We start from the raw sequence: 24,127 nt of genomic DNA, 5'->3' as shown, positions 1-24,127 counted from the left end.
TTGGTTTTGAGATAATACTACGCATACTAAGGAAAAAAGATTTTTTTCAGGAAATATTACGCATTCTAAATAAACGACTATCAATCAAATTATCGAACAAGCGAGTTAAGAATCATGAGCGCTAATACTTTTAACGGACACAACCAAAACAAGATCCCAGTTATAGAAAAAGAAATGATTCCTGATTCAGAGACTTTAGAAGCTGTGACTGTAACAACAGAAGCACCTGAGATCGAGAAAGAAGTTCCACCGAAGCGGAAAAAACCGACTGCTTTAATTTTGGCAGGATTAGGTGTCGCTGCGATCGCCGCAGGTACTTTTGGTTATCACTATTGGCAATATGCCTCTACCCATCAGGAAACAGACAACGCCACCGTTGCGGGAAATATTCACCAAATTAGTAGCCGCATTCCCGGAACTGTAAGTCAGGTGCTTGTGAATGATAACCAACTCGTGCAACCGGGACAATTGTTAGTGGAGTTAGATCCACGGGACTATCAAAGTAAGGTACAGCAAGCCGCCGCCGCCCTAGAAAATGCTCAAAGTCAGGCGCAAGCCGCCCAAGCAAATATTGCTTTAACTTCACAAACCACTAGTGGGAAGACAACCCAAGCGCAGGGGGATGTCAGCGGTGCAGTAGCAGCAATTTCCACAGCCCAAGCAGCAGTACAAGAAGCCCAAGCTGGGATACCAGCAGCCCAAGCCCAAGTCAGACTAGCCCAAGCAGGAATTCCCGCCGCCCAAGCGCAGGTAGCGCAAGCCAATGCGAATTTGGAAAAAGCTCAAACAGATTACAATCGTTACAACGAGTTATATAAGACAGGTGCGATCGCTCGTCAGCAGTTAGACACCGCTAAAGCAGATTATGATGTCGCTTCCGCACAGAAAAACGCCGCCATTCAGGGAGTAGAACAAGCCCAAGCCAAGTTAGCCTCCGCCAAAGTTGGTGTAGCCCAAGCCCAATCTCAATTAGCACAAGCGCAAGAAAATGTAGTCAGCGCCCAAGCTAAATTGGCAGCATCTAAGGGAGGATTGCAACAAGCTACCGCCGGCGGACAAGATACAACAGTAAAACGTAGTCAATACGAAGCGGCAAAAGCTGCGATCGCGCAATCAGAAGCATCGCTTAAAGACGCACAATTGCAACTATCATACACCAATATTACCGCGCCCAGTGCCGGACGCATAGGTAGGAAAAACGTGGAAGTTGGCAACCGAGTCCAATCGGGAACACCATTAATGGCGATCGTGGATAACAGCTATTGGGTAATTGCGAACTTCAAAGAAACTCAATTAGAAAAGATGCGGCCACAAGAGCCAGTAGAAATCAAGCTAGATGCCTTCCCTCATCATACCTTTATTGGTCGTGTTGACAGTATTTCGCCAGCTTCCGGCGCTCAGTTTGCCTTATTGCCACCGGATAACGCTACAGGTAACTTTACCAAAGTTGTGCAGCGCATTCCAGTAAAAATAGTTTTCGATCAAAAGAGCATTCAAGGATACGAATCGCGGATTACACCGGGGATGTCTGCGGAAGTTGCTGTGGAAGTTAAGTAGGTAATTGGTCATTGGTCATTTGTCATTTGTCATTGGTCATTAGTCATTTGTCATTGGTCATTAGTCATTAGTCATTTGTCACAAGACAAAGGAATAATGACGAAAAATTCAATAATATTTAATCATCAGAATTTTTGCTAAATAAATTGGTAGGAGTAAACCAAATTATGTTATGAAACGTAAATCGGCTTAGAGGTTGTTTAAAAAGTCCTCTTGTCGGTATCAAAAGTTTTAGATCCCCCTAAATCCCCCTTAAAAAGGGGGACTTTGACTCCGATTCCCCCCTTTTTAAGGGGGGTTAGGGGGGATCAAAAGTGCCTAATTTTACAGAACAATACTTTCCAAACATCCTCTTAAAACCATTACCAATGACGAATGACAAATGACCAATGACAAAGGACAAAGGACAAATGACAAATGACAAATGACAAATGACAAATAACTTTAAAACAGGAAAAACATTATGGCTAATACAGGTGTAATTCATCAGCAAGCGCCGCCAGAACGTGTCCCGCTCAAAACGTGGATTGGTGTATTAGCTAGTATGCTTGGCGCATTTATGGCAGTATTAGATATTCAAATAACTAATGCTTCGCTGCAAGATATTCAAGCAAGTTTGGGAGCAACTCTAGAAGAAGGTTCTTGGATTTCTACAGCGTATCTTGTTGCAGAAATTGTGGTAATTCCTCTCACAGGATGGTTATCACGGGTGTTTTCCCTGCGGCGTTATTTGTTAGTAAATACTGCACTATTTATTTTCTTTTCTATATGCTGTGCTTGGTCGTGGAATCTAAATTCCATGATTTTATTTCGCGCCTTACAAGGTTTTAGTGGGGGAGTATTAATTCCCACCGCTATGACAGTTGTCTTAACAACTTTACCCCAATCTAAGCAATCGGTTGGACTGGCTGCATTTGGATTTAGCGCAGTATTTGCACCCTCAATTGGCCCGACATTGGGAGGTTGGTTAACAGAAAACTTTGGTTGGGAATACAACTTTTATATAAATGTAATTCCAGGGGCATTAATGCTGGCTGGTGTTTGGTATGGAATTAAGCAAGAACGTCCCCAAATTAGTTTACTGAAACAAGGTGATTGGTGGGGAATTATTGCAATGGCTCTTGGGTTGGGTTCCCTACAAATTGTTTTAGAAGAAGGTAGCCGCAAAGATTGGTTTAGTTCCGCGCTGATTTTGCGCTTAAGTGTAATTGCGGCAATTTTTTTGGCGATATTTTTCTTTATAGAATTAACTCGGAAGCAACCATTTATTAATTTACGACTTTTGTTTAGGCGTAACTTTGGTTTAGCCAGTATTGTCAATGTGTCGCTGGGAGTAGGATTGTATGGTTCAATTTATATTTTACCGCTGTATCTCGCTCAAATTCAAAAGTACAATGCGCTGCAAATTGGTGAAGTACTAATTTGGGCTGGTATTCCCCAACTGTTTATTATTCCCCTTATACCCAAATTGATGCAACGCATTGATGTGCGCTTAATGGTAGCTGTTGGTGTAACATTGTTTTCCATCAGTGCATTTATGAACTCTGGAATGACGAATGAAACAGGATTAGATCAGTTACGCTGGTCGCAATTTGTGCGTGCAATGGGACAACCTCTAATTATGGTTCCGCTGACATCTATCGCTACTGCTGGATTAAGTCCAAAAGAAGCAGGTTCGGCAAGTGGTTTATTTAATATGATGCGGAATATGGGCGGTTCTATAGGAATTGCATCTTTAGCAACTTTATTAAGTAATAGAGAACAATTTCACTCGAATAGATTGGGCGATGGAATATCTTTATATAACCCAGAAACTCAACAGCGAATTGACCAAATGACACAGTATTTTATCAGTCGAGGAGCAGATTTGAGTACAGCGCAAAGTCAAGCGATCGCATCTATATCTAACATCGTCCGCCGAGAAGCATTTGTGATGGCTTTTAACGATTGTTTTTACTTTATTGGCATTGCATTGTTACTTAGTGGCATTGCCGTTTTATTCTTCAAAAAGGTGAAGCCAACTGGTGGCGTTGTCGCTCATTAGATTTGTTCTATGGGTTAAAATGTTTGATAAAGCTACTAAGGTACTAAAATGGTCACTAGCCAAAGTGAGTACTATATCTCCCCAGAAGAATATTTAGAAGGCGAGAAATTTAGCGAAATCAAACACGAGTATATTGATGGGCAAGTCTACGCAATGGCAGGAGCAAGTGACGCTCATGTTACAGTTAGCCTAAATGTATCTATGCTGCTGCGTAACCATCTCCGGGGTAGTGGATGCCGTGTCTATATGTTAGACATGAAAGCACAAATTGATGTCATCAACCGCTATTTTTATCCCGATGCAATGGTGACTTGTGATATACGAGATAAAGAATTTGAATATTTTAAGTGTTATCCTTGCTTAATTATCGAAGTGCTTTCTGAGTCAACAGAAGGCTATGACAGAGGGAAGAAATTTGCTAGTTACCGACACTTAGAATCGCTACAAGAATATGTGCTAATTTCACCAGATCGAATGAGTGTAGAATGCTTCCGCCGTAATGAGGAAGGACATTGGGTACTTTACCCTTATGAAAAAGGGGAAGAAGTGCATTTAGCTAGCGTTGATTTTCGTTGTGCGATCGCAGAAATATACGAAGATGTAACTTTGATAGATGATAATATTTCCTAATCTAGCATTTCTGGGTCAATTCCTAAAGCGTTGAGCTGTTCAGGAGACAGAGTACGCAACTTCTCTGTAATTAAGAGCCTCTTCTGTCGTTCAGTTTCAGCCCTTTGTCGCTCAAGTTCCGCACGTTCTTCACCCGTCAGCAGTAAATTTCCTTGTGCATCCCACCACCGCAACCAAGGTAACTGTGCATTTTGATAAAATCCTTGCCAGATTCCTAACTCTACACCCATAGGAGCAATTGGGAAATGTCCTCGGTCATTGGCTTTCATCCGTTGATAAGTATTATCAACTAGGTGGTAAACTTCCACTTGCGCCTTTGTTACTTCATAAATCCCATAATAAGGCACTCGAATTGCCTGCTCATAAACCCAAAACTTCCCAACATTTCCACCTTCCCCTTGAGATGGTGGTGTGTTATCTCGTTCTTCTGAACCATCTCCAGAGACAAATTCCAGCACAATCAAGGGTGCAATATATTCCTTCCACAGCACATAAGAACGGCGCATTTTACCGTTAAGTGTCGGTGGTACATTGGGTACATAAAACCAGTCTGGTGCTTCAGCGCCCTTTTCAGGAGGATCTGTCAATCGCCAGTAGATGCCAGAATCTTGTCCAATACAATATTGACTATCAGGATGAAGTTTCTCTAGAACAGGTTTAATTGAATCTGTGATTAAAATACTTTGCGGATGCTCCTGAAGATTTTTCACGAATGTACCGTCTGAGTCTGGTAACTGGGTGTGATCAGGTAAAGTTAATGCCGATAGGGAAGTCATGGGCTTTAACCGAAGGTTTCTATGATTTTCATTGTAAATTATGATTTTGTATACTACTGAAAGTTGGTATTTATTTTATATTACAACTATAATACGTTGTATAAAAGTAATCTCAATAAACAAATGGACTCGTCTGACATAATTACACAGCAAAGCTATAGTTCCCAGTTAAATAACTTTGAAGCAAGTGTATTAGGTTTTTTGATAGAACAAGGTTTACCAACTGACTCTGTATTAGTTTCGGTAAATGAGCGTGTAATTGTTTTTAAAAATCTTACCGATGTACTATCAAAAATTAATGATGAGCAGAAGCCCCATTCTGTATACATTTCTAAATATATTGCTGCTGTAGCATCAGGTTTATTTGATGCAGCATTAAATTACTTGTGGGACGAAACAATCTTAGAGTTAAGAAAGCGGGTATCGCAATATGATATTTCATATTTTTATGATAATGCCGTAAATAGCCCAGAAAAGCGTAAAAGTCTGAATTCAGAAGATGATTTAGTTAAAGTAAATGATAGTGAATTAATTGAGGGTGGTAGAAAAATAGGATTAATTTCAGAGATTGGATATAAGCATTTAGACACAATCAGATATATGCGTAATTGGGTAAGTGCCGCGCATCCAAATCAGAACGAGATTACGGGCTTAAAACTAGTTTCTTGGTTGGAAACCTGTATTATAGAAGTTATTTCTTTACCTTTGTCTAATGGAACAATAGAAATACAGAAATTTCTCAAAAATATTAAAAAAAATAATATTTCTGAATCGGATGCTAGACAAATAGCAGCATTTTTTATAGAGCTTAACCAAGAACAAACTAACAATTTAGCATCAGGATTATTTGGCATATACACACGCTTAGATACAACACCACAGACAAGACAAAATCTTCATAGGCTAATACCTTATCTATGGGATAGAGTCGATGAGCAGACACGTCAGCAGTTTGGGATTAAGTATGGCAGGTTCGTTGCAAATAATGATCAACTAGAAGCAAAGCTTGCCCTTGAGTTTTTAGAAATAGTTTCAGGCAAATCGTATATTCCTGAAACTCTTTTATCCGCGGAAATAGATACTGCCGTTGATAATTTACTTAATGCTCATCGCGGGTGGGATAACTTCAATAATGAGCCACCGTTTGCAAAAGCATTAGAGACACTTATTAACGACAGGGGGCAGGTTCCTCTTCAAATACGTGAAAAATATGTTTTGGGGCTGGTAGAAGTTTTTATTACTAATGGAAATGGAATTTCCCGCAATGCTGAAGCTAGCTATAAGTCTCTCATTGAACGATTCAGCACAACTCAAGCAGTTATGGCAATTTTGTCTTTCAATAACACAATGATTGCTAGTAAACTCCAGCATAACTTATGTCAAAGTAAGTATCGTGAACTTTTAAAAATGATGGAATTAAAAGTTTCGGCTCCAGCAGTTAAGGAACTAATAGATGAAATTGAAAAATATAAAGGGCCATTACATAGGTTGAAAGAGCAATCAAATTTTAAGAAAAAAGTTGAGAATATGCGAAAAATTATTTTTTAAAAAAAGTAAATAACAATGTAGGGCACGTTAGATTTTAGCAACACACCCTACCTGTTACGATATCTTACAGCATTGGTTTACCTGCTGATTCTCAGGAAATACCAGGATCATCAGCCGTTTTGATCTCTTTCAAAATTCGTTCTACTTGGTTAACTTTTTCACCTCTATTTTGTTCTTTGAAAATATTTAAAGCTTTTTCTAAAGAAGATAGTGCCTCATCTTTTTTATTTGTTTGCCATAATGCCAGTGCAAAATTAGTCAGCCCCTCTGCATAATTAGGATTAATGTCTAGAGCTTTTTTATATTCAGCAATGGCTTCTTCCCAGCGACTTTGGCTTGCATAAACCATACCGATCGCATTGTGAGCTAGAGCGTATTTTGGCTGGAGGCGAATGGCTTCTTGATAGGCGCTAATTGCTTCTTCTGGTTTCTTTTGGCGAAAAAGCACATTTCCTAGTTGAAAGTGTCCAAAGGTATCTTTTGGGAATTGTTTAATTAATTTACGTAAATTTTCCTCTGCACCTGTCAAGTCTCCCTGATTCAACAAAGCATTGGCTTGTTGCAGGAGTTGCGATCGCTCTGATGGGCCTGTATCGGAAAACTGTGCTAGTTTTTGTGGTTGTCTCTGTGCATTCTGTTCTGGCGTATGCAAAGAAACTTTGCCCGGAACCGCTAACACTAATGGTGATAGACCAACTACAGTTATGATACTCAGCATCATGCCGCTAAAAGATTGAACAAATGCTGATTTGGGTTTGTGCTTCACCTTCATGGCCCTAAGTGCCTCAATAATGTTCTTATCTTTATGATAAATTGGCGTGTGTTGGCGCGTAATGCGTCACAAGACAGATCGGTAAGGGTCGCATATATAAATGAGAGCCAGAGCGAATAGAATTCGCGGCTACACAGGCAAAGTCCGCCTCCACGGACTAAGAAAAAATTGAGGATTTGAAACCCACGGAGGTGGGTTTTGTTTGTGTAGACGCGGTTTCTAACCGCCCTTTTAACTCTTCATGCGCCTTCCCGTAATTTATCCAACACGCTTCTGTCTTCCAATGTCGAAGTATCTCCAGATACCTCTTGACCAGCAGCTAGATTCCGCAGCAAGCGCCGCATAATCTTACCCGATCGCGTTTTGGGCAAAGCGTCTGTAAAACGAATTTCTCCCGGACGAGCGATCGCACCTATTTCTTTAACAACGTGCTGCTTAAGTTCTTTAATCAGTTCCTCACTTCCCTGATAAGTGCCTTCTAATGTCACAAAAGCAACTACTTCTTCACCCTTAAGATCATCAGGTTTACCCACTACCGCCGCTTCTGCAACTGCTGGATGCGAAACTAAGGCTGATTCTACTTCCATTGTACCGAGTCGGTGTCCTGATACATTCAGTACGTCATCCACACGACCCATTACCCAGAAGTAGCCATCTTCATCTTGTCTCGCGCCATCACCAGCAAAGTAAGTATATTTACCATTTTGGGGTGGAATGTGTTCCCAGTAGGTGCGGCGGAAGCGTTCTGGATCGCCGTAAACTGTCCGCATCATTCCTGGCCAAGGATGGCGGACTGCTAGATAACCGCCTTCGTTATTGGGTACGGTGTTTCCTTCCAAATCCACCACATCTGCAATAATTCCGGGGAAGGGAAGAGTTGCGGAACCGGGTTTGGTGGGAATTGCCCCTGGTAATGGTGTAATCATGATACCGCCAGTCTCCGTTTGCCACCAAGTATCAACGATTGGACAGCGATCGCCACCAATTACTTTGTGATACCACATCCAAGCTTCGGGGTTAATTGGTTCACCGACGGTTCCCAGCAAACGCAACGAAGATAGGTTTCGCGCATTCGGATGTTGTTCACCCATCTTAATAAATGCCCGAATTGCCGTAGGTGCGGTATAAAAAATATTAACGCCGTATTTTTCAATTACATCCCAGAAACAACCAGGATTAGAAGCACGGGGCGCACCTTCATACATCACCGTGGTTGCACCATTGGAAAGAGGGCCGTAAACAATATAGCTATGTCCCGTAATCCAACCTACATCGGCGGTACACCAATATACATCCGTGTCTTGCAGGTCGAATATCCATTTGGTGGTGATATGGGTATACAGATTATAACCAGCAGTTGTATGGACTACGCCCTTCGGTTTGCCCGTGCTGCCGGAAGTGTAGAGGACAAACAGCATATCTTCGCTGTCCATTGGTTCGGCGGGACAATCTGCTGATACTCCTTTTTGCAAATCATGCCACCAATGATCGCGTCCGCCCAACTGCATATTAGTTTCTTGTCCAGTGCGTTTGACAACTAGGACATTTTCGACACTGGGAACAGCACCATCAGCTAAGGCTTTGTCTACCTGTTCCTTGAGAGGAACGATCGCATCTTTGCGCCAACCACCATCAGCGGTGATTACTAGTTTAGCTGTAGCATCGATTAAGCGATCGCGCAAAGCTTCGGCACTAAAACCACCAAATACCACACTATGAGGTGCGCCAATTCTGGCACAGGCTAACATTGCGATCGCAGCTTCGGGAATCATCGGCATATAAATACCAACGCGATCGCCTTTTTGTACACCCAGTTGCTTCAATACATTGGCAAACTGGCAAACTTCCCGGTGCAGTTGGGAGTATGTGAGAGTACGCGAATCCCCTGGTTCTCCTTCCCAAATCAATGCTGCTTTATTTTTGCGCCAAGTAGTGAGATGTCTGTCAAGACAGTTGTAAGAAATATTAATCTTACCGCCAACAAACCACTTAGCAAAAGGTGGCTGCCAGTCTAATACGGTATCCCATTTTTGGAACCATTCTAATTCTGTTCCAGCCAAATCTGCCCAAAATTGCTGCGGATCAGCTTTGGCTTTGTCGTAGAGGCGCTGATAGTCTTCTAGACTTTTGATATGGGCGTTCTGTGAGAATTCCGAGCTAGGGTGAAAGAGACGATTCTCTTGTAGGATTGATTCTATGGTTGGTTGAGACATGATTACATTTACAAACGGTATTGTTACTGAAAACTATTTTTAGTTTAGTTGTGCTAGACGGTGTTTAGATTTTCGTTAAAACCATTTTCAAACCGGTGAGAGGTATAGGTATGCAAATCGACCTAACCCCCTAACCCCCAACTCGTCGCGGGAAGGGGGAACAATTCAAAGCCTCTCTCCTAAAAGAAGAGAGGTTTGGAGAGAGGTCAAAATCGTACTTCATGCTTGTCGAGAACCGCTATAAGCTAGGTATAAATTGCCGAGTTATTTAGTTTACATTCATTTTCATCTACCGAAAGCAAGCGATTAAAAAAATTAAAGACGTTTTACAACCTATCTACCAGGAATGTTGCAATATTGTAAATAGTATTGACAAGCAAAGCCTGAAATTATGACGCTTACCGTTGAAGCCAGCAGCTTATCTCTCAACGATGTTCATCGCTTTCTTAAACTAGAAGAACTTTCAACTGGTTCATTCACAGACTTCTTAAGTCTAGAACCACTCTCTGAGTTTGAACAACAGGATTTATTGCGAATCAAAAATGACTTCCGTCGCTATTTAAGCGCAGGCAAAATTTCTGAAGGATTGGTTAAATTTTTAACAATTGCACCATTAATGCGGTTAGCTGGATTTTACGATGTGCCGATTCGGTTGACAATGGAAGATAGCATTGCGATCGCAGTCGAAGATGAAGACACAAGAATTACCGGACGGATGGATATTTTAGCAATCAACAATCCTCAAAGTAATATTGCGCCGCCTTTTTGGGTTTTAGTAATTGAAACTAAAAATAGTGCGGTCAATGTAATTGAGGGTTTACCTCAATTACTCACTTATGCTTTTAAGAGTTTAGAACAGCAGTCATTAGTTTGGGGTTTGGTAACTAACGGACAACTTTATCAATTTGTTTATTTAAGATGTGAAAATCAGCCCATTTATCAATTAATGCCATTATTAAATATGATTGAGTCTCCCGGTGCAATTGAGTTATTAAAAGTTCTCAAAGCTATCTGCAAGTTACCGAATTTTCAGGAATAATGAACGTAGAATCGCGGAGCGATCGCTAATGTCTGAACCTGCTACCCTAGAATTGATCTCTGATAATATTTCAGAGGATGAAGTTATTTTTCCTCCTAGCGATATATTGAGTAGCGAACCACTTTTAGAAAGTGACCTGCACCGTGACCAAATCGATTTGCTGATTCGCATACTTAAATTATGGTGGCGAGAGCGGCAAGATTTCTACGCTTCTGGCAATTTGACTATTTACTACAGTCCTAACCAGAAAAAATCAGAACATTTTCGCGGCCCAGACTTTTTTGTAGTTTTGGGAACCGAGAAAAAAGACCGTAAAAGTTGGGTAGTTTGGCAAGAAGACGGCAAATATCCCAACCTGATTGTGGAAATTTTGTCAAGTTCAACGACAGCAGTTGATAAAGATTTAAAAAAACAAGTTTATCAAGATACCTTCCGTACACCAGATTATTTTTGGTTTGACCCTGTAACAATGGAACTACAGGGATTTCATCTAGTTGATGGTAAGTATCAAGAAATCCAAGTAACCACTGATGGACGTTTGTGGAGTCAGCAGTTAGAACTTTATTTGGGAGTTTATGAAGGTAAATTAAGATTCTTCACTACTGAAAATCAATTGATACTATCATCAGAAGAATTGGCTGAACAAGAACGTTTACGTGCTGACCAGGCAGAAAGACGCGCCCAACAGGCAGAGTAAGAAATTGCTCGACTACGGGGGTTTTACGTACACAGGGCATCGACTCAGAGAATATTTAATGACATCAGAAAATTAACTAAGGACATTTTCAAGTTAAGATTTAATTATCAGTGTGTAAAAAAAGCGTTATCTTCTGAAAGTAGGGCATCGTTTGCAAGGAAAAGAGATTAAGGATAAGCTAAAGTCCCTTATCGAGCAAGCCTCCTCGATAGATTATAATTTAGCGAGAAAATTAGATGAAATCAATCGTTGGGTAAAGAATATCAAGCCAGGTTCCCTGACTGCAAAACCCTTTGTCATTGCCTTTCTATTAGAGGTGATTACAGATTCTACTATTTGGCTGATCATCAAATCCTTACCTTTGGAAGAACAAAAAGCAAAGTTCGAGCAAATGACACCCATTGAGAGATATTGGTATGGTTATCTCTTTCCTAGATGGATTAATGCAAGTGACTCCAAGTTTTATATTTGGAAACAAAAATTGATGGCAGGCGAATTTAATCAGGTTGATGATGATATCATTAAATCAATAGCCCAAGATGTTGTAAGTCGAGAAGGTAGTTTTTGGCAGCGTTATATCGCCGACCTATCGATGGCAACAGACCTAATTGTAAGTAGTCGTAACAATCAACCACTGTGCATTCAAGTAACTAGTGTATCTGAAGAACTTAATTACCCAAAGTACCAAGCTTGGCAAAATACACTGCGATCGTGGGAAATAGAGAGAGGGCTGTTCTTAAGTTACAATCCCAAGGACGCTAATTTTGTCAACCAGTTAGTCAACGTGGCCCTGTATAACAGTGATTACCTTTCTGGTGGCAAATATTTAAAATTTTCGTGAAATTTCTGGAATTCGATACTCAAGGTTTGTGTTCTAGCCTACATACTTACGTGCTAATTACGGCTTTTATGGCTAACAAAAGAGAAACTCACTGCAACAATCAAGTAGATACATTTGCTGAAGCTTTAGAAACAGCGCGACAAATGCAGCAGAACTGGCTAACTTACGGGGTTGATTTTGTCAATTTTTACGTTGAAGATGTAGATGGAGACTGGCTAGAAACGTGGGGACATGACGAAATATTAGGTAATTTTCAATTAGATACTATTAAAGAATTTTTGGTAAGTAATGATGCTGTAGCTGTTAGGGTAAGAGAGCATTTAGGAGAGCGATCGCTATTTGATTTTGCCGTAAACTTAGAAGAATCTTGGAGAATTACTGAGACTAATGACAGGTTATCTGCTGTGAGAAGCTTGTTAGCTGGTGAAGAAGATAGTATTGATACTCACGATATCAGGTTATTGGATTTAGCAAATACTCTGGTGGTAAAGTTAGCAGAGATTTTGTGAAGTTTTTAGTTTAGTGGTGGTAAATTCAATTGCCCTTAAAGTATTGAATTTGCAATGGTAATGTTGAGCTACTAAAACAGAATATTAGCGATCGCTGTTTGATTTTACAGTAAAAAACCTCACCTTGTCCTATCAGACATCCCTCTCGTTACTAAGCCTACGGTAAGGAATAATTAATGAGTCCATTCTTTGTAGAGACGCGATTTATCGTGTCTCTACATGAGGGGTTTCTCGCTATCTCAAGCGTATTGGGATAAAACTGGTGACTTGTGTGTACACCGTAGCATTACTAAGGAGAGAGACAAATTTTACATAGTCAAATCAATATGAGGTATCTTAATTGCACACACCCTAAATATTTGTTGCAAAATTTCAATTTTTTATTGCCAATGTTCAAACAATTGTTACTCAGGTTAAAGCATTTATAAAAAAGGCTTAAGTATTTATTGCAAAGATTAAATATTTACTTATCAATGTTGAAACAGTTGTTACTCACGTTAAAGCATTTATAAGAAAGGTTTAAGTATTTATTACAAAGATTAAATATTTACTTATCAATGCTGAAGCAATTGCCCAAAAAGCGGCTTGGCATCCAAAAGTACTTTTATCAAAATAGATTTACCAATAAAAGTTAAATAAAAGTTCCTATTTTGGGAATTATAGACCTATTAAAGCTCAGGCAAGTAGGTCAAAAGCATTGATTAGTGAAACCGCAAAACTACTTTACCCATCGGTGGAAAAATTGGTTAACGAAATTGTGGCGGTTAACCACGCTTGGAAAGTTGCTCGTGAATTATTTGGACAAGATTCACCCCTATCTATTTCTTCACGGGATTTAAAAACCTGTTTGCAAGTGCGTTTGTTACGAAGCTATGCACCAGAAAAAGTTTATTTAATTGAGGATAAAGAATCAGAAGGTGAAGCACTTTACAGCTTACGTCTCCGAGAACCTATAGGAGAACGCCTGTATGCAGAGCATCTCCCAATGCGGATAGCTCAAGAAGTTTTTGCGGATAAAGAATTAGAGCTATTCAAAAAAATATAACCAAGATAAACAAGAAAGGTGCAGTGTGGAAATAGCAAAAGTTTGGGACATTATTTGGGATAACGAACCTTTTCATTGGGCAACTGCTTTTGTCTTAATAGCCGCAATTATTGTCGAGCTTTGCACACTATTTCAGTATTGGCGCTCAGAGTGTGGCACAACTGGAGCCTCTATTAAATTTTTGAGTAATTTGAAAAATGGTAAAAATGTAAAGCTTTCAAACGAAGTTCGCCAATGGTTAAAAGTTCATTTAGGAACTGATGACTCCAGTAGATTCAGACAAAAAGATGGTAACTTCATACTGATAAAATATCCATCTGTTTTAGCCCACGCCATACCTCGTAGTTCCCTACGCTTCGTGACAACCTTGTGTACTGCCATCGGCGTTCTAGGAACCTTTTATGGTATACAACAGGGACTCCAAGGAATCAATTTATCTACAGAAGATACCAAAGAATTGATGACTGCCAGTAAAGAGTTGTTGGTGGGAATGAAAACAGCCTTTTCCACTTCCCTAATGGGGCTTGGTTCTGGTAGCTTGTTTACTCTAGTTTTGTTTGGGTGTGATTCGCTACGGCAGAAACGGCGCGATAGTTTGCGTCAGAAATTGAAGGCGATCGCAACTTTAAAAACGGCAGATAACGACAACCATGAAGTAGCTGAAGCACTTAGTCTTGTAGCAAAAAACTTGACTGGGTTAAAGCAGCTAAATGCAGAAGGCATTGGTCAAGCTGTAAGTAGGAGTATTGCAGAACAATTCGCAGGTTTAAATCAATTATCAGCCCAAGCTATAGGTCAAGCTGTAGGTCAGCAGATTAAGCCAGCCTTGGAAGCAATGTTCAAAGAACAGAAAAAGCTTCGAGAAATTCAAGAAAATCAGGGACAGAGAGTTTTAGAAGAACTCATCAAAGATTTGCGAATTCAGGTACTTGAACCGATTGCGGATCGGCTAGATAAAAGTGCAGAGTTAACCCAACAAGCTTCCGAAGCTGTGCTGAGTCTGCATAGAGAATTGGGTGGTATATCTCAAAGTTTGGCAAGTTCCATCTTGACAATTCAGAGCTTTCAAAAAGAGACTCTGGTTGAACTCCAAGGATTTGCTAAGAATTTGGGAGACACTCTCAATCAATTCCAAACAGATACAAAAGATGTTTTACAACAAACAGCACAGGAAATTAACCAAGCCGTACACCAAAGTATTCAAGGACTGACAGCCCAGCGAAGTGCTTTTGAAGCAAGTGCATTGCAAGCGGCTGCTACCTTCCGGGGAATTCGAGAAGAACTGCAAACAGCGCTACAAGAACGCGCAACAGTTGAACAGGAGATGCTTCAAGGATTTGCTAACAATATGGGGCAAACTTTGAGTCAATTCCAAACTGAAACTACGGGAGTTATACAACAAACATCTCACGAAATTAATCGAGCGGTACTTCAGAGTATCCAGGGAATTACAGCCCAGCGAAGTGCTTTTGAAGCAAGTGCAGTGCAAGCGGCTGCTACCTTCCGGGGAATTCGAGAGGAACTTCAAACAGCGCTACAAGAACGCGCAACAGTAGAACAACAGATGCTTCAAGGATTTTCTAACAATATGGGGCAAACTTTGAGTCAATTCCAAACTGAAACTACGGGAGTTATACAACAAACATCTCACGAAATTAATCGAGCGGTACTTCAGAGTATCGAAGGAATGACAGCCCAGCGAAGTGCTTTTGAAGCCAGTGCAGAACAAGCTGCTGCTACCTTCCGGGGAATTCGAGAGGAACTTCAAACAGCGCTACAAGAACGCGCAACAGTAGAACAACAGATGCTTCAAGCTACTCGGACTGGAATTATCCAAATTCTCACCCAAGCAAATAGAACCTTTCAGGAGCAAACCAATACTCTACAAACAGTGGGTAATCAAGCTTCTGGGTTGATGAATGATGCGAAAGATAATCTTCTGGCTACTTTAGGAAATATCGACGCAACACTCACAGCAACTCGCCATACAGTAGAAGATGATTTGACAAGATTTAGGGAAGAATATCAAACAAATTTACAGACATTCTTTCAACAACAAAATAACTTACTTGAGGGGACTCTAGGCAAACAACGAGATGGATTATCGGGGATTGTGAATAATCTTGATCAAGTCTTTCGGGAAGAATCTCAAAGGCGTAGTGAATTGACTCAAGAGGTAGACAAAAGTATGACTAAAATTCAGACATCTGTCGAACAAATTAACAAATTAGTTAGCGCGGCTGGATTAAACGATGCACAACGACTAATTCAACTAGAAAAGCTTGCAAGCGGAATTGGTCAGCAAGTGCAAATAGTAGATAATTCATACATAAGTTTGAATAAAACATTTCACAATAGTCTTGAGTCTTGGCAGAGTCACCTTGAAAGTTCTATGCAAAGAACTGTTGACTTACAGGAAAGCTTTTTCCAACAAGCAGATACTTCTATGGCTAGGGTTTGCGGAGATTTACTAGAGACAGCAAGAGTTCTAGTTGCTGCACATGATAACCGCCAATTTGGTAATGGTGGAAGCAATCATGGATGATTTTATCCGAGGTGAAATTGATGCAGAGATTATAGAGGATGATGACTCTAGTATCTATCTGTCTATTGGCGATCTGATGTCTGGGTTACTAATGTTTTTTGCTTTGCTATTTATCACTGCACTACTCCAGCTTGCACAAAAGGATGTACCAAAACGGGTAGTAATTGGTAATGTTGTGGGACAAATGAAAAGCAACAATATTAATGTCAAAGTCAACCCGGAAACTGGGGATGTCAGTATCCAAGAATCAATTCTTTTTGCCAAGGGAAGTACAGAACTTAAACCAGAAGGTAAAGCCTTCCTACGTCGCTTTATTCCTGTTTACAGTGGGGTTATTTTCTCAAAACCAGAATTTGAGCAGGAAATTAGCCGCGTAGTTATAGAAGGTCATACTAGCTCAGATGGAGACGATAAAACTAATCTACAACTAAGCTTGTTGCGATCATCATCAGTTTACAACTACATTTTTTATGATATGAATTTCCCTACCAAAGCACCTTTAAGCCAGAAAATATTAGCTGCTGGTCGGGGAGAAATTGAATCTGACAATAAACGTGATAATCCAGGCGATCGCAAAGTAGTTTTCCGCTTTCAGTTTCGTAGTGATGAGTTAAAGAAAAATATCACTAAAACCTCTTTTTAAAGGAACTAAAACATTGAATTTTCAGTTTTCCATTCCTTCCCTACCTGAAACTCCCCAGTGTAGTCCTAATCAACTTATTCAGCTTGCAAGTAAGTTACCAGATGCAACAATATCAATACCAAGCGTTGATAAAGTATTGGAAGCTATTGAACAGGGTAAAGCTGATCGAGTAAGTAAGTTAGATTGGATTTACTGCATCCATGCTAAAGCACAGTGGGATCAGCAAAATATTGACCGATGCAGGAAAACATCAGCAGCCATTTGGAAGGTAGCAATTTCTAATTTATGGTTGCAACATCAGCTATTGTGGCGTTTAGCTCTTTATTATAGTGGTCATCAAGAACAGGGGTTAGCAAAGTCTCTAGCTGAATCTTTTGATATCTTTGCTAATTCTGACTTAGTTAGTCACCTGCTACCAGTTCAAATTATTCGGGCGCTTTGCAGTAAACAAGCAGGTAGAGAATTAGCAAAAATTGCTTGTGAACAGCGTATTAACCGAACTGAACTTCTAAACAAAATCAAAGGAGATTTACCTATTTGGATTACATTATTCAGCAGATTCATAGAAGATATAACCCCCTATTTTACTACAATTCGCTCTCCAACTCAGCAGCAAGTAAGATGGTTGTTAAGTTGCTTGGATGAAATGTCAGATAGTCAGCAAATAAAAGCTGTTAATCATTTGCTAACTAATGTTTCCAATGATATAGCAAGCAATCATTCTTTACTGGTTGATTGGTTGAGACATAACTATAGAAATGGTGAAAATTGGTATAAACTTTCAGATCAAGCAAGGCAAAGACTTCGAGAGTGGATTGGAGGTATCAATTATGGTGATTTCCAAAAGTTAGTAAATCTCATATTGAACAAGCTGGATTTAGAAAACTTCGAGTCAAATCGGCTATGTAGTCGCAGGGATTTTTGGGCTAATTACAGTAACCGCTTTGAACGGCTTCGTATCTTGTTACCCAAGACATCACAAATTGCCATAGGGTATCAAATCCAAGGTGATGTTGATCTATTAGAGGATGATGGTAGCGATCCAACAGAGGTTTGTATATTCGATTTTGGTGAGTGGTTTGTAGTCGAATTCTTTCGTGGAAGAGGTAGTGAGACGCGCCTGTTTCCGAAAAATTCCAGAAATGAGCAAATCCTTTTTGGTGAATCCACACTTTCAGTCAAACGGATTCGCTGTCTAGGTGGCGATAGACACGATCATGTTTATCTTTGGCAGGTATTTTCCCACGCCTGGCTTGCAGATAAAGGAATTTTGCCTAATCTAGATACCCAGCCTTCCAGAAACCCGACAGTACATCAATTGCAAGAGCGAGAACACAAGTTTGAGCCGTGGAAAAGAGAGATTGAACGTCTAGAACGAGAAGCTAAAGCCTATGTGTGATGTTAGAAATTTTATAGAGACTACTGATGCACAATAATGGTGTCTCGATTTATTTCAATATAGGAATGCTGCTTAAACAATTCAACTACAGATTGTAAGTTAGCTATAAATAGGGATTCCAATTCTGAGTTATTGATATTTCCTGTCGTGATTAAAAGTAGTTTATAAGGTTGCTGAACTGTTAAAAAAGAATTGACAAAATCCACATCTTTGGTAATTCAAATTCTATTTTGTTGAATTGATACGGTATTAATCTCATTATCTGGCGTAGCATTTTCCCGTGGTAAGTCTCTGGTGTGGATCGTGTCATAACCTGAAGTTTTGAGAAAACGGGCAAGACGAACTGGTAACTGAGCATCGACAAGAAATTTCATGAGGCAATTCGATGAATGCTTTTGACTTGGCTAAGTCGAGCGGCAAATAACAAGACAGCCAGAATATCTTCAGATTCTAAATCGTCATAATCTTTCAATATTTCTTCAGTAGTCATGCCAGAACTGAGTAGTTCCAAAATAAACTCAACTGGATAACGAAGTCCTCGAATGCAGGGTTTACCGTGGCAGATATTTGGATTATGAGTGATGCGTTGTAGAAGTGTGTTATCCATAAATTCTTACCATATTTTTGTTGTCATCTTTTAATTTTAGATGCGAACTGACAACAGTCCATTGCGATCGCATTCACTAAATGTTAAAACTTTGGATGTATTGACTTATACGCAAACTACCCCATTTGTATTAGGAACGCACACATTCAACCCTCTTCAAAATGCACCACAAGCACGTTAAGCTGAATTAGAGAGACAATTTATTGCCCTTTTTAATATACAAATCTCTGTTCCTGTCAAATTTTAATTTTTTCTGCTTGAGAAACCCGGAATGCTAGACCGAATTTTTGATTACCTCGACTTTCATTTCAGCCTTGAAGCCCTTATAGTTCTGGTGATCCTGGTGCTTTTAGAGGCGCTGTTATCTGCCGACAATGCGATCGCTCTGGCTGCGATCGCTCGCGGGCTGGAAGACAAAGAACTTGAGCGTAGAGCTTTAAACTTTGGTTTAGTCGTTGCTTATGTGCTGCGAATCAGCCTGATTCTCACTGCCACTTGGGTACAACAATTCTGGCAATTTGAATTATTAGGCGCTGCTTATCTGCTGTGGTTGGTGTTTCAACACTTTACCTCGGAAGAATCAAAGGACGATCACCATCACGGGCCGCGCTTTAATTCGTTGTTGCAAGCAATACCCGTGATTGCATTTACAGATTTGGCATTTTCTTTAGATAGCGTGACAACTGCGATCGCAGTTTCTCAAGAAAAATGGCTGGTGCTAACGGGTGCAACAATTGGTATTATCACACTGCGATTCATGGCAGGATTGTTTATCCGTTGGCTAGATGAATATGAAAATCTAGAAGATGCCGGCTATATAACTGTAGCGTTCGTGGGCTTACGCCTGTTGTTGAAAGTGGTGAACGATAGTTTAGTTCCCCCAGAATGGATCATGATTACTGCCATCTTCCTGATTTTAGGCTGGGGATTTTCCAAGCGCGTTGGCACTGAATTACCCCAAGTAGAACCGGAAAAGAGCGAAGCATCTAAATAAAAAGAGCAGGAGGCAGGGGGCAGGGGGCAGGGAGATTAGTTTTCCCCTCTGCCTCTTTTCAATTCCCAATTCCCAATGCCCCATGCCCCATTCCCCACTCCCTAATGTCTTACTCGCGCAACCAAGGCGTTAAGTGTGGTTGCCAACTGACTAATTCTTCATCCTTAAACCATAGAGCTATTTCCCGTTGTGCGGTTTCTTGAGCATCAGAACCGTGGATTAAGTTGCGACCAATATTCAGGCCAAAATCGCCCCGAATCGTTCCCGGTTCTGCTGTTAAGGGGTTCGTCGCACCAATAATCTTTCTGGCAGATGCAACAACGCCATCACCTTCCCATACCATCGCTACCACTGGGCTAGAAGTGATAAATTCCACTAGACCACCAAAAAAGGGACGTTCTCGATGAACATCATAGTGTTGTTCAGCCAATTCCCGACTAACTTTCAGGAACTTTAAACCAACCAGGGTAAAACCTTTGGTTTCAAAGCGACGGATAATCTCACCTACTAATCCCCGCTGGACTCCATCAGGCTTAATTGCTAAAAATGTGCGCTCCATTGCTATCTCCCAAAGCTTAATAAAGTTTTTATCTAGTCAATTGTCCTTTGTCCTTTGTCCTTTGTCCAAGGGTTTTACACTAATGACTAGTGACTAATGACCAGTGACTAATGACATACGACTCTTGACCAATCAGAGTTTATCTCAGAAATTATCTTTGGGTGCATATACGTTCCCAGATGAATGCGCTAAATTGTTAACTCGTGGGTGAAAAACAGAGGTTAGGAAGAAATGGGTGTTGAGTCAACTGCTACATCTGACGAGGTGGTACAAGTACCGTCCAATGGACAAAAAGAAGTGAAAAATCATAAGCACAAAAAACTGTTACCACCTAGTCCTACCACAGGAGATTTACCTCGCTCCTGGAAAATTGAGGATAGCGAAGCCTTGTACCGCATTGAAGGATGGGGACAACCTTATTTTTCCATTAGCGCTGCTGGTCACGTTACCGTGTCACCCAAGGGCGATCGCGGGGGTTCTCTTGACTTGTTTGAATTGGTCAACTCCATGAAACAGCGCAACTTGGGACTTCCCATGTTGATTCGCTTTTCTGATATTTTGGAAGACCGGATTGAGCGGTTGAATGCTTGTTTTAATAAAGCGATCGCTCGCTACAATTACCCCGGTGTCTACCGTGGCGTGTTTCCCGTCAAATGCAATCAAGAACGGCATTTGATTGAAGATTTAGTGAAATTTGGCAAACCCCATCAATTTGGTTTAGAAGCAGGTTCCAAACCAGAATTAATGATTGCTCTGGCTGTGTTGGATACACCAGGAGCATTGTTAGTTTGCAACGGCTACAAAGACCGAGAATACATCGAAACGGCAATGTTAGCCCAAAGACTAGGGCAAACACCAATCATCGTTTTAGAACAAATTGAAGAGGTTGATTTGGTGATTGATGCCAATCGCCAGTTAGGTATTAAGCCGATTTTGGGGGTTCGTGCTAAACTCAGTACCCAAGGCATGGGACGTTGGGGAGCCTCTAGTGGCGATCGCGCTAAATTTGGTTTGACAATGCCTGAAGTCATTGAGGCTGTTGACAAGTTACGCGAAGCTAACCTGCTCGATTCTTTGCAGTTGATGCACTTCCACATCGGGTCACAAATCTCTGCCATTAATGTGATTAAAGATGCTATCCAAGAAGCCAGCCGCATTTATGTGGAATTGGCAATGCTGGGGGCAGATATGAAATACCTTGATGTTGGTGGTGGCTTGGGCGTAGATTATGATGGCTCCCAAACCAACTTCTATGCATCGAAAAATTACAACATGCAGAACTATGCCAACGACATCGTGGCAGAGTTAAAAGATACCTGTGCGGAGCGTCAGATTCCCGTACCAACACTGATTAGTGAAAGTGGACGAGCGATCGCTTCCCATCAGTCGGTATTGATTTTTGATGTTCTGAGTACCAGCGATGTCCCCCTCGATGCACCAGAACCTCCACAAGAGGGAGAATCCCCGATTATCAATTACCTGTGGGAAACTTACCAATCCATCAATAAAGAGAACTACCAAGAGTTCTACCATGATGCCGCACAATTCAAAGAAGAAGCCATCAGCCGCTTCAACTTAGGAATTTTACGCCTCAGAGAACGAGCCAAAGCCGAACGCCTCTACTGGGCGTGTTGCCAAAAAATTCTTAACATCACCAGACAGCAAGAATACGTACCCGATGAACTGGAAGACCTAGAGAAAATCATGGCTTCCATCTACTACGTTAATATGTCAGTGTTTCAATCGGCACCAGATTGCTGGGCGATCGATCAGCTATTCCCGATCATGCCAATCCACCGCTTAGATGAAGAACCAACCCGGCGGGGAATTTTAGCAGACTTAACCTGCGACAGTGATGGTAAAATCGACCGTTTTATTGACCTGCGCGATGTCAAATCGGTTTTAGAGTTGCACACCCACAAGCCCGGAGAACCCTATTATTTGGGGATGTTCTTGAATGGAGCTTACCAAGAAATCATGGGCAATTTGCACAACCTATTTGGCGACACCAACGCCGTTCACATCCAATTGACGCCCAAAGGCTATCAGATTGAACACATAGTCAAAGGTGACACCATGAGTGAAGTGGTCAGCTACGTCCAGTATGACTCCGAAGATATGGTGGAAAACATTCGCCAGCGTTGTGAGAAAGCATTAGAAGAAAAACGCATTACCCTAGCGGAATCTCAGCGACTACTGCAAACCTACGAGCAGAGTCTCAGAAGATATACGTACTTAAATAGTTAGGAATAGGGGACTGGGGACTTGGGACTGGGGACTTGGAACTGGGGACTGGGGACGACTTGGAACCGGGGACTAAAAGAGAGTAAAGAGTGGGGACTAGATAGGAAAGTTTTTCCCAATACCCAATACCCAGTCCCCAATACCCATTCCCCATTCCCCATTCCCCATTCCCCATTCCCCATTCCCCATTCCCTAATTTACATTTGTTCCCAACAATTCCTCTATCGCTTGTCGTTCAACAGGGGTATGAGATGGTGGTGTCTGACGAGCATCGGTAATTAGCCAGTCTAAAGCAGCGGCTTGAACATCAATCGCAGCACCAGTTTTATCCACGCAATAACGTCCAAATACCAGCTTATCGACTAACCGAACTCCGGGACCCAAGCGCGACCATTCAAAAATCACGCTGTTATCTACTGTTGCACCACTACATATCCAACAATTGGGGCCAATCATTGCTGGGCCGACAATTTTAGCTCCATCTTCGATTCTCGTCATACCGCCGATATAAACTGGGCCTGTAATATCCACTTTGTCCCAATTTACAGCGACATTTAAGCCAGTGTAGATGCCGGGGGCGACTTCATGACCAGGAATTTGCACATTTTTGATTTCACCCAGCAGTACACCGCGAATCGCCCGCCAATAGTCTGGGACTTTACCAATATCTACCCATTCAAAGTCCATAGGAATGGCGTAGAAAGGAGCTTTGATTTCTACCAATTTGGGAAACAATTGGCTACCAATGTCATATTCCACATCAGAAGGAATATAGTTAAAAACCTCTGGCTCAAAGATATAAATACCTGTGTTGATGTTAGTGCTGAGAGCTTCTTCAGTTGAAGGTTTTTCTTGGAAAGCTTTGACACGACCATCTTCGTCAGTCACAACCACACCGTAGCTAGAAACTTCTTCCTTGGGGACAGATTTCGTGATAATAGTAGCGATCGCTCCTTTCTTTTTATGCCATTTAACTGCCGCAGTTAAATCCAAATCAATCAAAGCATCACCGCACAAAACCACAAAGGTATCATCAAAAAACGGTGAGAAGTCTTGGATGCGGCGCATTCCTCCCGCTGAACCAATTGCTTCCCCCTCCAGTTTACCGTCGTCATCAATTTTCCCTTCAAAGGAATAGGCAATCTGTACCCCAAACCGCTGTCCGTCACGGAAATAGTTTTCTATTTCCTCAGCCAAATGACTAACGTTGACCATAATCTGGTCAAATCCATGTTGGCGTAATAGTTCTAGTAAGAACTCCATCACTGGCTTTTGCAGGATGGGAATCATCGGTTTGGGAATTGTATAGGTAATTGGACGCACGCGAGTACCCTTACCAGCTGCGAGAATCATCGCTTTCATAAAATTTATTCCTCAACCACAAGCCAGTTTACTTTCATCGAGTGATACTTAATCATCAGTTTTTATTTCTGCTGTAAGTTATCCTTCAAAATAGGAATAACAG

The 24,127-nt window shown here is 41.1% G+C and carries 21 protein-coding genes and 1 pseudogene; 15 read left to right on the top strand and 7 right to left on the bottom strand.

The genetic code is table 11. The annotated features are described in order from the left end of the window. Nucleotides 1–114 precede the first annotated feature (114 nt). The 3 genes from ACWATR_RS24490 (at nucleotide 115) to ACWATR_RS24480 (ending at nucleotide 4,231) form a co-directional block, all read left to right on the top strand. Nucleotides 115–1,557 carry an HlyD family secretion protein gene (locus ACWATR_RS24490; protein ID WP_460338175.1) on the top strand — a complete coding sequence of 481 codons (1,443 nt, stop codon included), beginning with the start codon at nucleotides 115–117 and terminating at the stop codon, nucleotides 1,555–1,557. 463 nt (nucleotides 1,558–2,020) lie between these two features. Next, a complete protein-coding gene (locus ACWATR_RS24485; RefSeq protein WP_460338173.1) occupies nucleotides 2,021–3,601 on the top strand; it encodes a DHA2 family efflux MFS transporter permease subunit in 1,581 nt (526 codons plus the stop codon). A 48-nt stretch (nucleotides 3,602–3,649) separates the two neighbouring features. Beyond that, nucleotides 3,650–4,231 carry a Uma2 family endonuclease gene (locus ACWATR_RS24480; RefSeq protein ID WP_460338171.1) on the top strand — a complete coding sequence of 194 codons (582 nt, stop codon included), beginning with the start codon at nucleotides 3,650–3,652 and terminating at the stop codon, nucleotides 4,229–4,231. On the opposite strand, the gene ACWATR_RS24475 is transcribed toward ACWATR_RS24480, so the two are convergent. Continuing rightward, on the bottom strand, nucleotides 4,228–5,007 hold the full coding sequence (locus ACWATR_RS24475) for a Uma2 family endonuclease (RefSeq protein ID WP_460338169.1): 780 nt from the start codon (nucleotides 5,005–5,007) through the stop codon (nucleotides 4,228–4,230). The two genes, ACWATR_RS24480 and ACWATR_RS24475, sit on opposite strands and share 4 nt — an antisense overlap. A 123-nt stretch (nucleotides 5,008–5,130) precedes the next feature. Between ACWATR_RS24475 and ACWATR_RS24470 the strand changes: the two genes are divergently transcribed. After that, nucleotides 5,131–6,555: a hypothetical protein gene (locus ACWATR_RS24470; protein WP_460338167.1), complete on the top strand. Its 1,425-nt coding sequence runs from the start codon at nucleotides 5,131–5,133 to the stop codon at nucleotides 6,553–6,555. A 91-nt stretch (nucleotides 6,556–6,646) separates the two neighbouring features. On the opposite strand, the gene ACWATR_RS24465 is transcribed toward ACWATR_RS24470, so the two are convergent. Continuing rightward, complete coding sequence (locus ACWATR_RS24465) at nucleotides 6,647–7,327, bottom strand: tetratricopeptide repeat protein (RefSeq protein ID WP_069068560.1); 681 nt, start codon at nucleotides 7,325–7,327, stop codon at nucleotides 6,647–6,649. A gap of 239 nt (nucleotides 7,328–7,566) precedes the next feature. Then, a complete protein-coding gene (acs, locus tag ACWATR_RS24460; protein ID WP_460338165.1) occupies nucleotides 7,567–9,540 on the bottom strand; it encodes an acetate--CoA ligase in 1,974 nt (657 codons plus the stop codon). A gap of 391 nt (nucleotides 9,541–9,931) precedes the next feature. On the opposite strand from acs, the gene ACWATR_RS24455 reads away from it, so the two are divergent. From ACWATR_RS24455 to ACWATR_RS24420, 8 genes are all read left to right on the top strand, one after another. Next, nucleotides 9,932–10,579 carry a restriction endonuclease subunit R gene (locus tag ACWATR_RS24455; RefSeq protein ID WP_460338163.1) on the top strand — a complete coding sequence of 216 codons (648 nt, stop codon included), beginning with the start codon at nucleotides 9,932–9,934 and terminating at the stop codon, nucleotides 10,577–10,579. A gap of 28 nt (nucleotides 10,580–10,607) precedes the next feature. After that, complete coding sequence (locus tag ACWATR_RS24450; protein WP_460338161.1) at nucleotides 10,608–11,276, top strand: Uma2 family endonuclease; 669 nt, start codon at nucleotides 10,608–10,610, stop codon at nucleotides 11,274–11,276. A 151-nt stretch (nucleotides 11,277–11,427) separates the two neighbouring features. Next, a complete protein-coding gene (locus ACWATR_RS24445) occupies nucleotides 11,428–12,117 on the top strand; it encodes a hypothetical protein (protein WP_460338159.1) in 690 nt (229 codons plus the stop codon). A 68-nt stretch (nucleotides 12,118–12,185) separates the two neighbouring features. Continuing rightward, nucleotides 12,186–12,626, top strand: a complete 441-nt coding sequence (locus ACWATR_RS24440; RefSeq protein ID WP_460340651.1) for a hypothetical protein — start codon at nucleotides 12,186–12,188, stop codon at nucleotides 12,624–12,626. Nucleotides 12,627–13,323: 697 nt separating this feature from the next. Further along, a complete protein-coding gene (locus tag ACWATR_RS24435) occupies nucleotides 13,324–13,671 on the top strand; it encodes a hypothetical protein (protein ID WP_460338157.1) in 348 nt (115 codons plus the stop codon). A 25-nt stretch (nucleotides 13,672–13,696) separates the two neighbouring features. Further along, the gene (locus ACWATR_RS24430) at nucleotides 13,697–16,216 is read left to right on the top strand and encodes a hypothetical protein (RefSeq protein WP_460338156.1); all 2,520 of its coding nucleotides are present in this window, start codon (nucleotides 13,697–13,699) and stop codon (nucleotides 16,214–16,216) included. Beyond that, nucleotides 16,194–16,859 (top strand): OmpA family protein, encoded by a 666-nt coding sequence (locus ACWATR_RS24425; RefSeq protein ID WP_460338154.1) that lies wholly within the window; start codon nucleotides 16,194–16,196, stop codon nucleotides 16,857–16,859. Before ACWATR_RS24430 ends, ACWATR_RS24425 begins: the two co-directional genes overlap by 23 nt. Before the next feature lie 13 nt (nucleotides 16,860–16,872). Beyond that, nucleotides 16,873–18,258 carry an EH signature domain-containing protein gene (locus ACWATR_RS24420; RefSeq protein WP_460338152.1) on the top strand — a complete coding sequence of 462 codons (1,386 nt, stop codon included), beginning with the start codon at nucleotides 16,873–16,875 and terminating at the stop codon, nucleotides 18,256–18,258. 20 nt (nucleotides 18,259–18,278) lie between these two features. Here the strand turns inward: ACWATR_RS24420 and ACWATR_RS24415 are convergent. Together ACWATR_RS24415 and ACWATR_RS24410 are read right to left on the bottom strand one after the other, a co-directional pair. Beyond that, nucleotides 18,279–18,632, bottom strand: a pseudogene (locus ACWATR_RS24415) (DUF5615 family PIN-like protein). Beyond that, entirely contained in the window at nucleotides 18,629–18,865 is a 237-nt protein-coding gene (locus ACWATR_RS24410) for a DUF433 domain-containing protein (protein WP_194041914.1), read from the bottom strand. Before ACWATR_RS24410 ends, ACWATR_RS24415 begins: the two are co-directional and overlap by 4 nt. A 40-nt stretch (nucleotides 18,866–18,905) precedes the next feature. On the opposite strand from ACWATR_RS24410, the gene ACWATR_RS24405 reads away from it, so the two are divergent. Together ACWATR_RS24405 and ACWATR_RS24400 are read left to right on the top strand one after the other, a co-directional pair. Then, a complete protein-coding gene (locus ACWATR_RS24405; protein WP_460338150.1) occupies nucleotides 18,906–19,046 on the top strand; it encodes a hypothetical protein in 141 nt (46 codons plus the stop codon). Nucleotides 19,047–19,136: 90 nt separating this feature from the next. Next, nucleotides 19,137–19,859: a TerC family protein gene (locus ACWATR_RS24400; RefSeq protein ID WP_460338148.1), complete on the top strand. Its 723-nt coding sequence runs from the start codon at nucleotides 19,137–19,139 to the stop codon at nucleotides 19,857–19,859. Between the two features lie 109 nt (nucleotides 19,860–19,968). On the opposite strand, the gene ndk is transcribed toward ACWATR_RS24400, so the two are convergent. Continuing rightward, a complete protein-coding gene (gene ndk / locus ACWATR_RS24395) occupies nucleotides 19,969–20,418 on the bottom strand; it encodes a nucleoside-diphosphate kinase (RefSeq protein ID WP_435024668.1) in 450 nt (149 codons plus the stop codon). A gap of 231 nt (nucleotides 20,419–20,649) precedes the next feature. On the opposite strand from ndk, the gene speA reads away from it, so the two are divergent. Then, nucleotides 20,650–22,665 (top strand): biosynthetic arginine decarboxylase, encoded by a 2,016-nt coding sequence (gene speA, locus ACWATR_RS24390; protein ID WP_460338145.1) that lies wholly within the window; start codon nucleotides 20,650–20,652, stop codon nucleotides 22,663–22,665. Between the two features lie 189 nt (nucleotides 22,666–22,854). Here the strand turns inward: speA and ACWATR_RS24385 are convergent, their stop codons facing one another. Beyond that, on the bottom strand, nucleotides 22,855–24,024 hold the full coding sequence (locus ACWATR_RS24385) for a sugar phosphate nucleotidyltransferase (RefSeq protein WP_460338143.1): 1,170 nt from the start codon (nucleotides 24,022–24,024) through the stop codon (nucleotides 22,855–22,857). Between the last annotated feature and the right edge of the window lie 103 nt (nucleotides 24,025–24,127).

Source organism: Nostoc sp. UIC 10890 (assembly GCF_054786515.1).
This window is presented reverse-complemented; position numbering and strand designations above follow the sequence as displayed.

Bases quoted from the DNA above. Each gene is read 5' to 3' on its own strand.
- ACWATR_RS24455 (WP_460338163.1), top strand. From the start codon at position 9,932: ATGACGCTTACCGTTGAAGCCAGCAGCTTATCTCTCAACGATGTTCAT.
- ACWATR_RS24480 (WP_460338171.1), top strand. From the start codon at position 3,650: ATGGTCACTAGCCAAAGTGAGTACTATATCTCCCCAGAAGAATATTTA.
- ACWATR_RS24490 (WP_460338175.1), top strand. From the start codon at position 115: ATGAGCGCTAATACTTTTAACGGACACAACCAAAACAAGATCCCAGTT.
- acs (WP_460338165.1), bottom strand. From the start codon at position 9,540: ATGTCTCAACCAACCATAGAATCAATCCTACAAGAGAATCGTCTCTTT.
- ndk (WP_435024668.1), bottom strand. From the start codon at position 20,418: ATGGAGCGCACATTTTTAGCAATTAAGCCTGATGGAGTCCAGCGGGGA.
- speA (WP_460338145.1), top strand. From the start codon at position 20,650: ATGGGTGTTGAGTCAACTGCTACATCTGACGAGGTGGTACAAGTACCG.
- ACWATR_RS24440 (WP_460340651.1), top strand. From the start codon at position 12,186: ATGGCTAACAAAAGAGAAACTCACTGCAACAATCAAGTAGATACATTT.
- ACWATR_RS24405 (WP_460338150.1), top strand. From the start codon at position 18,906: ATGCGAACTGACAACAGTCCATTGCGATCGCATTCACTAAATGTTAAA.
- ACWATR_RS24385 (WP_460338143.1), bottom strand. From the start codon at position 24,024: ATGAAAGCGATGATTCTCGCAGCTGGTAAGGGTACTCGCGTGCGTCCA.
- ACWATR_RS24400 (WP_460338148.1), top strand. From the start codon at position 19,137: ATGCTAGACCGAATTTTTGATTACCTCGACTTTCATTTCAGCCTTGAA.
- ACWATR_RS24450 (WP_460338161.1), top strand. From the start codon at position 10,608: ATGTCTGAACCTGCTACCCTAGAATTGATCTCTGATAATATTTCAGAG.
- ACWATR_RS24410 (WP_194041914.1), bottom strand. From the start codon at position 18,865: ATGGATAACACACTTCTACAACGCATCACTCATAATCCAAATATCTGC.
- ACWATR_RS24475 (WP_460338169.1), bottom strand. From the start codon at position 5,007: ATGACTTCCCTATCGGCATTAACTTTACCTGATCACACCCAGTTACCA.
- ACWATR_RS24425 (WP_460338154.1), top strand. From the start codon at position 16,194: ATGGTGGAAGCAATCATGGATGATTTTATCCGAGGTGAAATTGATGCA.
- ACWATR_RS24470 (WP_460338167.1), top strand. From the start codon at position 5,131: ATGGACTCGTCTGACATAATTACACAGCAAAGCTATAGTTCCCAGTTA.
- ACWATR_RS24465 (WP_069068560.1), bottom strand. From the start codon at position 7,327: ATGAAGGTGAAGCACAAACCCAAATCAGCATTTGTTCAATCTTTTAGC.
- ACWATR_RS24485 (WP_460338173.1), top strand. From the start codon at position 2,021: ATGGCTAATACAGGTGTAATTCATCAGCAAGCGCCGCCAGAACGTGTC.